The organism is Actinorectispora metalli, from assembly GCF_056323685.1.
Genome location: NZ_JBREYE010000001.1, coordinates 414,453 through 428,595 on the forward strand (window position 1 = coordinate 414,453; position 14,143 = coordinate 428,595).

Below are 14,143 nucleotides of genomic sequence, written 5' to 3' on the forward strand. Positions count from 1 at the left end.
TGAGCTCCTCGAGACTAACCAGCCGACCCTCCGATGCCATGTCCGTGAACCGGTGCTAGAAGTCGACCGGGGCGGGCGCCGAGTCGTCGGCGTCCAGGACGACGCCGATGCCGAGCTTCTCCTTGATGCGCTTCTCGATCTCGTTGGCCACGTCGGGGTTCTCCCTCAGGAACTTGCGGGCGTTCTCCTTGCCCTGGCCGAGTTGGTCGCCCTCGTAGGTGTACCAAGCACCGGACTTGCGCACGATGCCCTGCTCGACGCCCATATCGATGAGCGAACCCTCGCGGCTGATGCCCTGGCCGTAGAGGATGTCGAACTCGGCCTGCTTGAACGGCGGCGCCACCTTGTTCTTGACGACCTTCACCCTGGTGCGGTTGCCCACGGCATCGCCGCTGTCCTTCAGCGTCTCGATACGGCGCACGTCCAGGCGGACCGAGGCGTAGAACTTCAGCGCCTTGCCACCGGTCGTCGTCTCCGGAGAGCCGAACATGACGCCGACCTTCTCCCGCAGCTGGTTGATGAAGACCGCGGTGGTGCCGGATGTGCTCAGCGCACCGGTGATCTTCCGCAGCGCCTGGCTCATCAGTCGGGCCTGGAGGCCGACGTGGCTGTCACCCATCTCGCCCTCGATTTCGGCGCGCGGCACCAGTGCCGCCACCGAGTCGATGACGATGATGTCCAGCGCGCCGGAGCGGATCAGCATGTCGGCGATCTCCAGCGCCTGCTCACCGGTGTCCGGCTGGGACACCAGCAGGTTGTCGGTGTCGACGCCGAGTGCCTTGGCGTACTCCGGGTCGAGCGCGTGCTCGGCGTCGATGAACGCCGCGACACCACCCGCGCGCTGGGCGTTGGCGACCGCGTGCAGGGCGACCGTCGTCTTACCCGAGGATTCCGGGCCGTAGATCTCCACGACACGGCCACGCGGGAGGCCACCGATGCCCAACGCGACGTCCAGCGCGATGGAACCGGTCGGGATGATCGCGATCGGCGGTCGGTTCTCCTCGCCGAGGCGCATCACCGATCCCTTGCCGAAGTTCTTGTCGATCTGCGCCAGGGCCAGTTCTAGGGCCTTGTCCTTGTCAGGCGCTGGAGGCATTTTCGGGTCACCCCTTGGGAAGACGAGCGGTTGGTGGGTCGTGTCCGACGCTACGCGGTGGGTCCGACAAGTTCGGCACCGCGTTGGCGATCTGTGGACAACTGACCTCGTTGTGGACGACATGCTAGACGAACAGATGTTCGACCTTGCGGCGACACGCCCATCACCAGCGGTTGCGTGTTCTTGATCGATTCTGAGGTCGGTGGCAAATGCGGTGCATCCTGCGCCGAAAGGCTGATGGGCGGACACTGGACACACCGACTTCAACGCGCGCGACGCAAGGCGAAGGAGGTTGCGCGATGAAGATGGATCGCTACCTGGCGGGCCACCCGCTGAACCGGGTTTACCGGTTTGGAGCGGCCTTGTTCGGCGCGGCGCTGGCCGTGTTCGGCATGCTGAGCCTGGCGAACAGCAACAGCATGCTGACCACCGAGGGCACCAGGCTCTGGGGCCTGAACACCAACGGTGCTCTAGGCGCGATCTCGGTGGTCGTCGGGCTCGTCCTGGTCATGGCCGCCGTGATGGGCGGAGCGCTGGCCTCCACGGTGACCGCGGGTATCGGCGCCTTGTTCGTCCTGTCGGGCATCGTGAACCTGGCGCTGCTGAACACCGAGCTCAACCTGCTCGCGTTCCGCTTCCCGAACGTCCTGTTCAGCTTCATCGCCGGGATCCTGCTGCTCACGGTCGGCTTGTTCGGGCGGGTCACCGGCGGTCTCGCCGACGACAACCCCTACGTCCGCGCCCGCCGCAACGAAAGCCCGGAGGCCGACCACTCCAGGGAACTGGAGGAGGAGCGGACACGGCTGGCCGAGATCGACGAGTTGGCCGAGGCCGAACTCGCCATGGCCGAGGGCCACCCGACGTTCCAACAGGAGAAGATGGTGCGAAAGGACGCCGCGCACCGGGCCGAAGAGGAGCGACGGGCGGCTTACCGGCGGGATCCAGATCGCAGGATCAGGGAACTCCGGGCCAAACGGGCCGAGGTCCCCGATCAGCGCAACGGCGCGCACCGCCACGTCCCGCCCACCGTCCCGAACTGACGTCGGCAGGCGCGTGAGCACCAAGCGGTCGCTCTCGACTTCGGAGCCACGGCCGAGCGGCCGGGCTGGGCGCTTCGGTGCGGGTCAGCGCCGATCGAAAGGAACGCTGAGGTCTTCGCAGATGGCCAACCACGTCTCCTTCGGCAGGTAACCCGCCTCCAGGGCTTGGTCGATCGTGCGTCCGCCGAGGGCGGCGAGAACATGGTCCCTGGCCAGCATCTCGGCCCGAACCTGCCCGAACTCCTCGGCCATCAACCGGCGAAAGACAGTAATACGCATCGCCGCCGAGCCTACGGCAGCGCCGTTTTCCGGATACAGAGTCGGAGGACGTCCTGCGGTCGGAGGCCGCGGCCGGCTACCATGCGGACGTGTTCGAAGCCGACTCCATGGGTCTGTCCTCCACTCTCGGCCAGCTTGCGATCGCCGCGACGCTGGTCGCCGCGATCGTCGTCGGCGTCCGCTGGTTCATCCAGAACCGGCGCCGCTGACCGCTCTGCTGCTTTCGGGCTGTCCGGGAACGCGACCGGCAACAGGTCGATGGCCTGACCCATCGTGCAGGCAGCGCACGTCGATTCGCGCAACGTGGATGCGGGCAGGCCGGCCGTCAGGCGGCCGATGACCGGCGGCGATGTCCGCCGCCGCGTCGTGCACGGGAGGCAGGGCGGCGGCAAGCCGGTGCCCGGCGGACTTCGACGTGCTCAGGGGCGGCGTGGTTGGGTGGCCCAGATGGCGATGACCAGCAGCGGCAGGGCGGAGGCTGCGACCAGCACCCCCAGCGCCTGATAGCTGAAGACGGCCACCACACCGCCCGCGGTCAGGCCCGCGACCAGGCCGCCGACGTTCATCAGCACATCGCTCAGGCCCTGGGCAGCCGGGCGGTCCTGCGCCGCCACCGACCCGGTGAGCAGCGCGGATCCCGCCACCAGGCAGGCGGACCAGCCGAGACCGAGCAGCAGCAGGCCCACCGCAAGCTGCGGAGTGGCGTGCGGTGCCGCGGTGCCCGCGACCGCGGCGGCGGCCACCAGCGTCGCCGCGCCGATGCCCAACACGCGGATGGCGCCGAGACGGTCGCTCATCCAGCCGAACAGTGGGCTGACCGCGTACATGCCAAGCACATGGGTGCTGATCACCAAGCCGATGACGGTCAGCGAGGCTCCGCCGTGTCCCATGTGGACGGGTGTCATCGCCATCAGGCCGACCATGCAGAAGTGGCCGACCACGATGCCCACCAGCCCCAGCTTGCCCGCCGTCGGCACCGTGAAGGAACGGGGCCGCGGCGGGGAGCCGCCGCCTTGCCGTGGCAGGGGGTCCGGTCGCAGCGCGGCGAACACCGTCAGGGCGGCGACCGCGAACAACGCGGTGGCCAGCAGGAAAGGTCCCACATCGGCGGGCAGACCGAAGGCCGCCGCGGCCGCGCCTGCCGGGCCGTCCAGATTGGGGCCGAGCACGGCGCCGACCGTGGTCGCCCAGACCACTGTGGACAGATCGCGGGCGCGCCGGTCCGGTGCGGCGAGATCCGTTGCGGCATACCGGGCGGCGAGCACGGCGGCGGAGGCACCGCCGGTCAGCACTATGCCCGCGAGCAGCCCCGGCCACCACCGCCCGTGCACGGCGAGTGCCGCTGCCGACGACCCGATCACCGCGACCAGGTAGCCGCCTGCCAGGGCGGTGCGCCTGCCCCAGCGCGCGGCGAGAAGGGCGATCGGGACGGCCAGCAGGCCCGCCCCCGCCGCCGAGCCGACCCCGCTCAAGCCGCCGATCGCGGCGGAGCCGGAGAGCTTGGCGCCGATCAGGCTGCTCACCGCCACCAGTACCGTGACCCCGGCGCCGCCGAAGACCTGGGTCGCGCACAGCACCCGCAGAACCCGACGCTGCACCGCGCGCGGCGCGGCGAGGACATCGTCAGCCGCGTGGATCGAGCCCCATCGAACGGCCAATGATCTCCTTCATGATCTCGTTGGTACCGGCGTAGATCGGCTGCACCCGGCCATCAAGGTAGTACTTGGTGATGGCGTATTCACTCATGAAGCCGTAGCCCCCGTGCAACTGCAGACAGCGGTCCGCGGCCCTGCGCTGGAGGTCGCTGGCCCACCACTTGGCCATCGAGGCGTCGGTGGCGGACAACTCGCCCTTGTTCAGGTCCGAGATGCAGCGGTCGACGAAGATCTGGGTGACCCAGTACTCGGTCTCCAACTCGGCCAGTTCGAACCGGGTGTTCTGGAAGCTGCCGATGGAACGCCCGAAGGCGTTGCGGTTCTTCACGTAGTCCAGCGTCAGGTCGATGACCGAACGGACGGCGGCCGCCGAGGCCACCGCGACGGAGAGCCGTTCCTGCGGCAGCATCCCCATCAGGTGGTAGAAACCGCGGTTCTCCTCGCCGATGAGGTTCTCGGCGGGCACCCGCACGTTGTCGAAGAACAACTCGGCGGTGTCCTGTGCCTTGAGCCCGATCTTGTCCAGGTTGCGGCCCCGGCTGAAACCCTCCATGCCTCGCTCGACGGCGAGCAGGCTGATGCCCTTGCTGCCGCGGGCCTCCGGGTCGGTCTTGGCCACCACGATCACCAGGTCCGAGTTGATGCCGTTGGTGATGAAGGTCTTGGAGCCGTTGAGGATGTAGTCGCCGCCGTCCTTGCGGGCATACGTCTTGATGCCCTGCAGGTCCGATCCGGCGGCGGGTTCGCTCATCGCGATGGCGGTGATCAGCTCACCGGAGCAGAACCCGGGCAGCCAGCGCCGACGCTGCTCCTCGGTGGTCAACTCGCGCAGATAGGGGCCGACCACGTCGGAGTGCAGGCCGAAACCGAGGCCGGTGACGCCCGCGTGGATGATCTCCTCGCGGCAGACCGCGTTGAAGCGGAAATCGGCCTGGCCGCCGCCCCCGTACTCCTCGGGCATATCGGTGCCCAACATGCCCAGCGCACCGGCGGCGGTCCAGATCTCCCGCGGCACGATGCCTGCTTTTTCCCACTCGTCATGGTGCGGAGCCACCTGCTCGCCGAGGAAGCCGCGGACGACCTCGCGGAACGCATCATGATCGGACTCGAATAGGTCACGGCGCATGGCCGAAATGCTGCCACAATAATGTTACTAAGCGGTAGCTCATTCGCTCGGAGGGCTTGGCGCGAAAATGTCGGACCTGACCAGCATGATGGCAACGTGACCAGCTCTCCCGACTCCGCGCTCACGGCGTTCTCGCCCGCGACCAGAGCGTGGTTCACCGGCGCCTTCCAGGCGCCCACCGCGGCCCAGGAAGGCGCCTGGTCCGCCATCGCCGCGCGGAGGAACACGCTGGTCATCGCCCCGACCGGCTCGGGAAAGACGCTGGCGGCGTTCCTCTGGGCACTGGACCGGCTGGCCACCGACCCGCCGCCGGAAGAGCCCCGCAAACGCTGCCGCGTGCTGTATGTGTCGCCACTCAAGGCGCTTGCTGTGGACGTCGAACGCAACCTGCGGGCCCCACTGACGGGCATCCGGCAAGCCACCCACCGCCTCGACCTGCCCGAGCCGTCCATCGAGGTCGGCATGCGCACCGGCGACACCCCCGCCGAGCAGCGCAGGGCCTTCGGCCGCACCCCGCCGGATGTGCTGGTCACCACCCCGGAGTCGCTGTTCCTGCTGCTCACCTCCGCCGCGCGGGACTCGCTGCGCGGAGTGCACACGGTGATCCTGGACGAGGTGCACGCAGTCGCGGGCACCAAACGCGGTGCCCACCTGGCGCTGTCGCTGGAGCGCCTCGACGCCCTGCTGGCGGCACCGGCCCAGCGCATCGGCCTGTCCGCGACGGTGCGGCCGGTGGAGGAGATTTCCGCGTTCCTGGCGGGCGGCCGAGAGGTCGAGGTGGTCAAGCCTGCCACCCCGAAGACCGTCGAGGTGCGGGTCGAGGTGCCGGTGCCGGACCTGTCGGCGCTGGGCGAGCCGACCCAGCCCGTCACCGACGGCGAACTGGAACTGCGGGCAAGCAGCGACCGGCGGCCCTCCATCTGGCCCGCCGTCGAGCAGCGGGTGCTGGAGCTGGTCCGGCAGCACCGCTCCACGATCGTGTTCGCCAACTCGCGGCGCCTGGCCGAACGGCTGACGGCCCGCCTGAACGAGATCGTCGCCGAACAGGACGAGTTGAACCTCGGCGAGCTGGCCACCAAGTTCCCCGCGGAGGCAATCGGCGAGTCCGGAGTGGCGACCGGGGCACCCCCGCTGGTGGCCAAGGCGCACCACGGCTCGATGTCCCGCGAGCAGCGGACGCTGGTGGAGGAGCAGCTCAAGACCGGGCAGCTGCCCTGCGTGGTGGCCACCTCCTCACTGGAGCTGGGCATCGACATGGGCGCGGTCGACCTCGTCGTGCAGGTGGAGGCGCCGCCCAGCGTGGCCTCCGGCCTGCAACGCATCGGCCGGGCCGGGCACCAGGTAGGCGCGGTGTCCCGCGGTGTGGTCTTCCCCAAGTTCCGCGGCGACCTGCTGGCCTGCGCGGTGGTCGCCGAGCGGATGGCAGCGGGCGCGATCGAGTCGATCCGCTATCCCCGCAATCCGCTGGACGTGCTGGCGCAGCAGATCGTGGCCATGGTCGCCATGGAGCCCTGGACGGTCACCGAGCTGGCCGCGCTGGTCCGGCGGGCCGCGCCGTTCGCGGGCCTGCCCGAATCGGCCTTGCACGCCACCCTGGACATGCTGGCGGGCCGCTATCCGAGCGAGGAGTTCGGCGAGCTGCGGCCCAGGATCATCTGGGACCGCATCACCGGTGAACTGCGCGGCAGGCCGAGCGCGCAACGCCTGGCCGTGACCTCCGGCGGCACGATCCCCGACCGCGGCCTGTTCACCGTGATGACGCCCGGCGGCGAGGACGGCTCCCGCGGCTCCCGCGTCGGCGAACTCGACGAGGAGATGGTCTACGAGTCCAGGGTCGGCGACACCTTCCTGCTCGGCACCTCGACCTGGCGGGTGCAGGACATCACCCACGACCGCGTGATCGCGGTGCCCGCCCCCGGCCAACCCGCCAGGATGCCGTTCTGGAAGGGCGACTCGCCGGGCCGCCCGCTGGAGCTGGGCCGGGCCATCGGCGCGTTCGTCCGCGAACTGGCCGCCGCCGACGGTGACACCGCGCGGAAACGGCTGGCCGAAACGGGTCTCGACCAGTGGGCCGTTGACAACCTGATGTCCTATGTGGAGGAGCAGCGGGAGGCGACCCGGCACCTGCCCGATGACCGCACGGTGCTGGTCGAGCGGTTCCGCGACGAACTCGGCGACTGGCGGCTGGTCGTGCACTCGCCGTTCGGCGCGCAGGTCAACGGCCCGTGGGCGCTGGCCATCGCGGCCAGGATGCGGGAACGCCGCGGGGTGGAGGTCAGCGCGGCCAGCGCCGACGACGGCATCGTGTTGCGGCTGCCCGACGCCGTGGACGAGCGCGGCGAGGAGGTTGTGCCGACCGCGGAGGACGTGCTGCTCGACGCCGACGAGGTGGAGAGCATCGTGGTCTCGGAACTGGCGAACTCGGCGTTGTTCGCCGCCCGGTTCCGGGAATGCGCCGCCCGCGCGCTGCTGCTGCCCCGCCGCGACCCGCGGCGGCGCTCCCCGCTGTGGCAGCAGCGTCAACGCGCGGCGCAGTTGCTGACGGTCGCCGCGCAGTACGAACAGTTCCCGATTGTGCTGGAGGCGATGCGGGAGTGCCTGCAGGACGTCTACGACATCCCCGGTCTGCGGGAGATCATGTCCTCGGTGGCAGCCCGCAAGACCAGGGTCGTCGAGGTCCAGACGAGCACGCCCTCACCGTTCGCCCGCAGCCTGTTGTTCGGCTACGTCGGCATGTTCCTCTACGAAGGCGACGCGCCGCTGGCCGAACGCCGCGCCGCGGCCCTGTCCCTGGACACCGCGCTGCTGGCCGAACTGCTCGGCTCGGAGGCCGTCCGGGAACTGCTCGACCCGGCCGCACTGGCCGACCTGGAAGCCACGCTCCAGCGGCTCACGCCCGACCGCGCGGCGCGCTCGGCGGAGGACGCCGCCGACTTCCTGCGTTTCCTCGGCGACCTCGGCGTGGACGAGGCGCGGCAACGCGGAATCCAGCCGGAGTGGTTGGAGGAGCTCGTCACCGCCCGCCGCGTCATCAAGGTTCGCATCGCGGGCGACGAGCGGTACCTGGCGATCGAGGATGCGGGGCGGGTGCGGGACGCGCTTGGCGCGGCGCTGCCGGTGGGTGTGCCGGAGGTGTTCACCGAACCGGTCGCCGATCCGGTCGGTGACCTGCTCGGCCGATACGCCAGGACACACGGGCCGTTCACCGCGGCCACCGCCGCACACCGCTTCGGTCTGGGTGTCGCCGTGGTGACCGGCGTGCTGGACAGGATGGCCGCGGCCGGGCGACTGATCCGCGGCGAGCTGAGGCCCATCCCGGAGGGCGGCGACACCGCCGAGGGCGGTTCGCACCTGGAGTACTGCGACGCCGAGGTGTTGCGGCGGCTGCGGCGGGCGTCGCTGGCCAAGCTGCGTTCCGAGGTGGAACCGGTGGAGCCCGCGGCGCTCGGCCGGTTCCTACCCGCTTGGCACGGCGTCTCCCGGCGTCTGCGCACCGCGCCGACCGCCGACGACGTGCTGTCCGCCGTGGAGCAGTTGGCGGGCGCACCGCTGCCTGCCAGCGCTTTGGAGTCGCTGATCCTCCCGGCGCGGCTGCCCGGCTACTCCCCCGCCCTGCTGGACGAGCTGACCAGCACCGGCGAGGTCACCTGGACCGGCTGCGGCACACTGGCGGGCGGCGACGGCTGGCTCGCCTTGGCCCCGTCGGACGTCGCGGACCTGCTGCTTCCCGACGTCGCCGCCGACCCGCCCGACTCGCCGCTGCATCAGGCCGTGCTGTCCGCTTTGGACGGTGGGGCGTTGTTCTTCCGCCAGCTTGCCGACCGCGCGGGCGGCACGCTGATCGCGGCGGGTGAGCCCGCGCCCGACGATGCCGCCGTGACCGCGGCCCTGTGGGACCTGGTGTGGGCGGGTCTGGTCGGCAACGACACCCTCGCCCCGGTGCGGGCGTTGGTGTCCGGCAAGGGCGCGGCCCACAAGCCACGGCGGGCCGCTCCCCGCGGCCGCTACGCGAGTCTGCGTGCCCGCCCGGCGCGGCAGGCGATGCCGTCCAGGACCGGTCCGCCGACGGTGGCGGGACGCTGGTCGCTGACGGTGGCGCGGGAGGCGGACCCCACCCGGCGCGCCCACGCCAGGGCCGAGGCGTTCCTGGAACGCCACGGGGTGCTGACCAGGGGCGCGCTGGACACCGAGCAGGTCACCGGCGGCTTCTCGGCGGTGTATCGGGTGTTGCGCGCGATGGAGGAATCCGGGCGCATCGTGCGCGGCTACGTCGTCGAAGGCCTGGGCGCCGCCCAGTTCGCGGTCCGGGGCGCCGTGGACCGGCTGCGCGCGCTGTCCCGCGCGGCGCTGGTCGATCCCCACGCCGAGGCCGTCACCACGGTGCTGGCGGCCGCCGACCCAGCTCAGCCCTACGGCGCCGCCCTGCCCTGGCCCGCCCCGATCGGCGACGTCAAGCACCGCCCCGGCCGCAAGGCGGGCGCCTTGGTTGTCCTGGTCGACGGTGTCCCCGTCTTCTACGTGGAACGCGGCGGTCGTTCGCTGTTGTCCTTCACCGAAGACGAACAGCCCCTGCGCGCCGCGGCAGGCGCCCTCGCCCAGGCCGTCCGCGATGGCTGGCTGGGGCAACTCGCGGTGCAGCGAGCCGATGGCGGCGCCGCCCTGCACTCGCCGCTCACCGAGATCCTCACCACCGCCGGTTTCCGCCCCACCCCCAAGGGCCTGCGCCTGCGCGCGTGAGATTCCGGCGTCGCCGGATCCGCGGGGGTCGATGGCCTCGCGGGCGAGAAGCCGCGTGGCACCGCCGTCAGCGTCGGCTCCGGGCTGGCGGTCCCGCATCATCCACAGCGCGCCTCTGGTGCCCAGCGCGCGTCGCCTGTACGGGCTGGGTCGCCACGTCGATATCGATCTCGGCGGCAGGCCGCCTGCGGCTGCGCGGCTGCGGTTTCGACGTCGGCGGGTCCGCGGGCGTCCTCGTCGGTGCCCCTTCGGCGGGAAGCCGGGTGGCACCGCCATAGATGTTGATCTCGGCGGCTGGCGGCATGCGCGCACGTCTCAGGTTCCGACCCCTCGGGCATCGATTGCGCAGTGGCGCAGAGGAGGCTTTGGTCGCTGAACGCCTCACTTGGTGGCGAGGCGGAGCAGCGCCCACAGCTGCGCTACCGCGTCGAGGCTGCCGCTGGCGTTGACGGCGTGGGTGGGGACGCGGCCCCATAGCCACAGGTAGACCTGCTGGGGGTCGCCGGTGACCACGGCTTCGGCGGTGGCCAGGCCCGCGTCCGACGCCAGGCGGGTGACGACGGCGGGCGGGCCTGCCTCCTTGCTGTCGCTGCCCGCGATCTTGGCCAGCCAGTGGTGGCCGCCGGTGCTGATGCCGACCACCGCACGCCTGGTTCCCTTCACGCCCAGGGTGTGCAGCCGGTAGCCCAGCCACAACTGCAGGACCTCGTCGACGCCGTCGACGGCGAACTCCGGCGTGACCGGCGCGACCTCCAGACCGATCGCGGACTGGACGTCGATGCGGTGCACCGTCGTCTCGTGCGCCATCCTGCGGCGCCAGAAGCCGAAGGTGCGGTCCTCCGGCCACCACGTTCCGCAGTCCGTGTCCGGTTCGGCTGCGGCCAAAGTGACGATCAATCCCTCCAATCCGCTGAGCAGGTAGCTGGTCAGGTCGCCGTCGGCGGGGCTGCGCAGCCAGTCCTCCGGTCGCTCGCCTTCACGCATCCACTCGGTGGCCACCCGGTAGACGCTGCCCAGGTGACGGACCGTCTCCCCGACGGTCAGCCCGGGACAGGACGGGACCGGTAACTCGTACCGGGCGGGATGGACCGCCTCGGCGAGCAGTTCGGCCTCGAACCCGACCGCCTCCAGCAGCTGTGCGTACTCGGTCAGTGCCTTCCCCATCGTCTAGCCCTTCAGCAGCCGCTCGACGATGGACACGAAATGGCCCGCCTGACGGACCAGGTCGTCGCCGTCCCGCGTCGAGATCAGCCGCGTGACCCCCGCCTGCGCGGCGGCACGCCGCGTCGAGCAGGAGGCGAAGAAACTCGCCCACTCCCGCAGCGGCGGGCACACCGAGGTCAGCAGCACCCACACGCTGGTGGGCCTGCCGCTCCGGCGCGGCTCCGCCTTGGCCGCCAGCACCGCGGCCGCCGCCCGCATCGCGGCGAGGTAGGCACCGCAGAAACGGTCGACGGGCGACGAGGCGTACTCGGCCTGGCGCAGGCAGCGCTTGGCCTGCTCCAGCAATCCCAACGCGGCCACCGGCGGCATCGGGCGTGGCGGGTCGAACGTCGGAAAGCGAAGTTGAATCGGCAGCGTGGCGGTCATGACCAGCCTCCTGGTTATCGGTGTCGTGCGCGTTGCGTCGACGACGCCGCCGAGGGGAAGCCGGCGGGGCCCGGCAGCGGGGCGCTTCCCCCGCCCCACCACCGGGCTCGTGTCCGAAACAGTCGTCCGAACAATGTGATCGAACAGCTGTTCGAACAACTTCAGGTTAGCGTGCCGTGGGGTCGAGTTCAAGGCGGTTTCGAATGCATGTTCGATGATCTCGAACCCATCGGCCGGATGCCGCCATGCTTGCCCGCCATGGTCTTATGAACCGGTGAGCTCAGCGCACCAGTCCTCAGATCGGTACGAACCGGCGGATCCGGGACGGCTGATCGTCAACCTCACCGCGGAGCAGCTGCGGCATCGACTGGACGAGGCGCTGAACCTGTACGTCACCGCGATGCGCTACCCCCGGAACACCGCGCAGCAGCGCGCCCCGATGTGGCTGGCGCACATGCTGCGCGACGGCTGGCGCTGCATGGCCGCCATCGACCCGCACGGAACACTGGTCGGCATCGCCTACGGCTACCGCGGCGCCACCGGACAGTGGTGGCACGAGCAGGTCAAACGCGGTCTGGCGATCACGCTGGGGCAGCCCGCGGTGCGGCGCTGGATGGACGACTACTTCGAGCTGACCGAACTGCACGTCCACCCGAAGGCCCAGGGCGCCGGTCTGGGCGAGCAGCTGCTGCGGGGCCTGCTGGACGGCGTGCCCAACCGCAACGTCCTGCTCTCCACCCCGGAGGGCACCAGCCGCGCCTGGCGGCTCTACCGCCGCACCGGCTTCACCGACGTGCTGCGCCACTACCAGTTCACCGGCGACCCCCGCCCGTTCGCGGTGCTGGGACGCCATCTCCCCGTCTCCTGAACACAGCTGTGGCGCCGACCGAAGCCGACGCCACAGTGCGGGAACGGGTTTTCTACAGCCTGGCCAGGTGGGTTTGCAGCGCTTCGAGACCCATCGTGCCCATGCGCAGCGCGTCGGTGTGGAAACGCTGGAGGTCGAAGTCAGCACCGTGCCGCCGGGTGGCCTCGTCCCGCGCCCGCAACCACAGCCGCTCGCCCAGCTTGTAGGAGGGCGCCTGCCCCGGCCAGCCGAGGTAGCGGTCGATCTCGTCGCGGACGTGGTCCTCCTGGGTGATCGTCCTGGTCAGCATGAACTCCAGCCCCAGCTCCGGAGTCCACCGCTCCCCCTCGTGGAACCCGGTGCCGCGCGGGATCTCCAACTCCAGGTGCATGCCGATGTCGACCACCACGCGGGCAGCGCGGAACAGCTGCGCGTCCAGCATGCCCAGCAGCTCGCCGTCGTCCTCCAGGTAGCCCAGCTCGCGCATGAGGCGCTCGGCGTAGAGCGCCCAGCCCTCACCGTGACCGGAGACGAAGCACAGCAGGCGCTGGAACTTGTTCAGCCGCTGCGACTGGTGCACCGCTGTGGCGATCTGCAGGTGATGCCCCGGCACACCCTCGTGGTAGACGGTGGTGACCTCGCGCCAGGTGGAGAAAAGCTCCTTGTCGGCCAGCACCGACCACCACATCTGGCCCGGCCGGGAGAAGTCCTCCGCGGGCGGGGTGTAGTAGGCGCCGACCCCGCCGCCGGGCGGCGCGACCTTGCACTCCAACGCCATCAGCTCGTCGGGGATGTCGAAGTGCGTGCCGCGCAGTTCCAGCAGCGCCTTGTCCGACAGCTGCTGCATCCACTCTTCGAACGCCTTCCGGCCGCGCACGTGGTAGCGGGGGTCGGCGTCGAGGGCCTTGGCGACCTCCGACAGCGGCGCGTCGGGCTTGATCCGCGCACCCACGCGCTTGATCTCGGCCTCCAGCGACAGGTACTCCTGCCAGCCCCAGTCGTAGGCCTCACGCAGGTCGAGCTTGGCACCCAGGAAGTACCGCGACCACAGCTGGTACCGCTCGGCACCGACGGCGTCCTTCTCCGGCGCCTTCGGGGCGAGTTCCTCGCGCAGGAACCGGGCGAAGTCGGCGTAGGCGCCCGCGGCCGCGGCGGCGCCTGCGGCCAGTTCGGCCCGCAGCGTCTCCGACGCGCCCTCGGCGCCCGCGATCAGCCGCTCGAAGAACGGCGAGTCACCGCTCTGTCCCGACCAGACCTCGCATTGCTTGGCGACCTTGGCGACCTGCCGGATCGCGGCCACGTTGCCCCGGCTCGCGGCGTGCCGCAACGAGCTTTCCAGCGCCGCGACCGCAGCGGGCATCGCGGCGAGCCTGCCCGCGATGTGCGCCCAGTGCTCCGGCGTCTCGGTCGGCATCAGATCGAAAATCTGGCGCAGTTCCTGAATGGGCGAGGCGATGACGTTGAGGGCGGCGGCATCCAGGCCTGCCTCGTGGATTTCGAGGTCGAGTCCCACCCGTTCGAGGAACACGTCCTTGCCGATCTGCTCGGTGTCGTCGGCGGCCGGTGTGGACTCCAGGTCCCGCACCGCCTTCGCCGACAGTTCCGCGCGGCTCTGGTGCCATTCCGGCGAATAGCCGGTCAGCTCGGTCTCCTGACCAGGTACGCCGAGGTAGGTGGCCAGATTGGGATCGTGAGCCACAAGATCGTCGACGAAGGTGTCACAGATCGCGTGAACCCCTGTGCTCGTGGATGCCATGGACGGCAGGCTAACGG

General features: G+C 70.5%; 10 protein-coding genes. 3 read left to right on the forward strand and 7 right to left on the reverse strand.

Features of this window, described 5'->3' with window-relative positions:
- Window positions 1–55: 55 nt before the first annotated feature.
- A complete protein-coding gene (recA, locus tag ACU6XJ_RS01910; protein ID WP_476306207.1) occupies window positions 56–1,096 on the reverse strand; it encodes a recombinase RecA in 1,041 nt (346 codons plus the stop codon).
- Between the two features lie 299 nt (window positions 1,097–1,395).
- Here recA and ACU6XJ_RS01915 point away from each other — a divergent pair, with 299 nt between their 5' ends.
- Window positions 1,396–2,136, forward strand: a complete 741-nt coding sequence (locus tag ACU6XJ_RS01915) for a DUF308 domain-containing protein (RefSeq protein ID WP_476306209.1) — start codon at window positions 1,396–1,398, stop codon at window positions 2,134–2,136.
- Between the two features lie 84 nt (window positions 2,137–2,220).
- Here ACU6XJ_RS01915 and ACU6XJ_RS01920 read toward each other — a convergent pair whose 3' ends face one another.
- The 3 genes from ACU6XJ_RS01920 to ACU6XJ_RS01930 all read right to left on the reverse strand — a co-directional run bounded on the left by ACU6XJ_RS01920 (window position 2,221) and on the right by ACU6XJ_RS01930 (window position 5,196).
- Window positions 2,221–2,415 (reverse strand): DUF3046 domain-containing protein, encoded by a 195-nt coding sequence (locus ACU6XJ_RS01920; protein ID WP_476306211.1) that lies wholly within the window; start codon window positions 2,413–2,415, stop codon window positions 2,221–2,223.
- Window positions 2,416–2,834: 419 nt separating this feature from the next.
- Window positions 2,835–4,073: an MFS transporter gene (locus tag ACU6XJ_RS01925; RefSeq protein ID WP_476306213.1), complete on the reverse strand. Its 1,239-nt coding sequence runs from the start codon at window positions 4,071–4,073 to the stop codon at window positions 2,835–2,837.
- Window positions 4,039–5,196 carry an acyl-CoA dehydrogenase family protein gene (locus ACU6XJ_RS01930; protein WP_476306215.1) on the reverse strand — a complete coding sequence of 386 codons (1,158 nt, stop codon included), beginning with the start codon at window positions 5,194–5,196 and terminating at the stop codon, window positions 4,039–4,041. The genes ACU6XJ_RS01925 and ACU6XJ_RS01930 overlap by 35 nt, the downstream gene beginning before the upstream one ends.
- A gap of 96 nt (window positions 5,197–5,292) precedes the next feature.
- Between ACU6XJ_RS01930 and ACU6XJ_RS01935 the strand changes: the two genes are divergently transcribed.
- Window positions 5,293–9,933, forward strand: a complete 4,641-nt coding sequence (locus ACU6XJ_RS01935; RefSeq protein WP_476306217.1) for an ATP-dependent helicase — start codon at window positions 5,293–5,295, stop codon at window positions 9,931–9,933.
- 381 nt (window positions 9,934–10,314) lie between these two features.
- Here ACU6XJ_RS01935 and ACU6XJ_RS01940 read toward each other — a convergent pair whose 3' ends face one another.
- A complete protein-coding gene (locus ACU6XJ_RS01940; RefSeq protein ID WP_476306220.1) occupies window positions 10,315–11,097 on the reverse strand; it encodes a maleylpyruvate isomerase family mycothiol-dependent enzyme in 783 nt (260 codons plus the stop codon).
- 3 nt (window positions 11,098–11,100) lie between these two features.
- Window positions 11,101–11,523, reverse strand: coding sequence for an SAV_6107 family HEPN domain-containing protein (locus ACU6XJ_RS01945; protein WP_476306221.1), 423 nt, complete (start codon window positions 11,521–11,523; stop codon window positions 11,101–11,103).
- Window positions 11,524–11,851: 328 nt separating this feature from the next.
- Between ACU6XJ_RS01945 and ACU6XJ_RS01950 the strand changes: the two genes are divergently transcribed.
- On the forward strand, window positions 11,852–12,391 hold the full coding sequence (locus ACU6XJ_RS01950; protein ID WP_476313761.1) for a GNAT family N-acetyltransferase: 540 nt from the start codon (window positions 11,852–11,854) through the stop codon (window positions 12,389–12,391).
- Between the two features lie 52 nt (window positions 12,392–12,443).
- On the opposite strand, the gene ACU6XJ_RS01955 is transcribed toward ACU6XJ_RS01950, so the two are convergent.
- Window positions 12,444–14,126 (reverse strand): DUF885 domain-containing protein, encoded by a 1,683-nt coding sequence (locus ACU6XJ_RS01955; RefSeq protein ID WP_476306222.1) that lies wholly within the window; start codon window positions 14,124–14,126, stop codon window positions 12,444–12,446.
- Window positions 14,127–14,143: the final 17 nt, after the last annotated feature.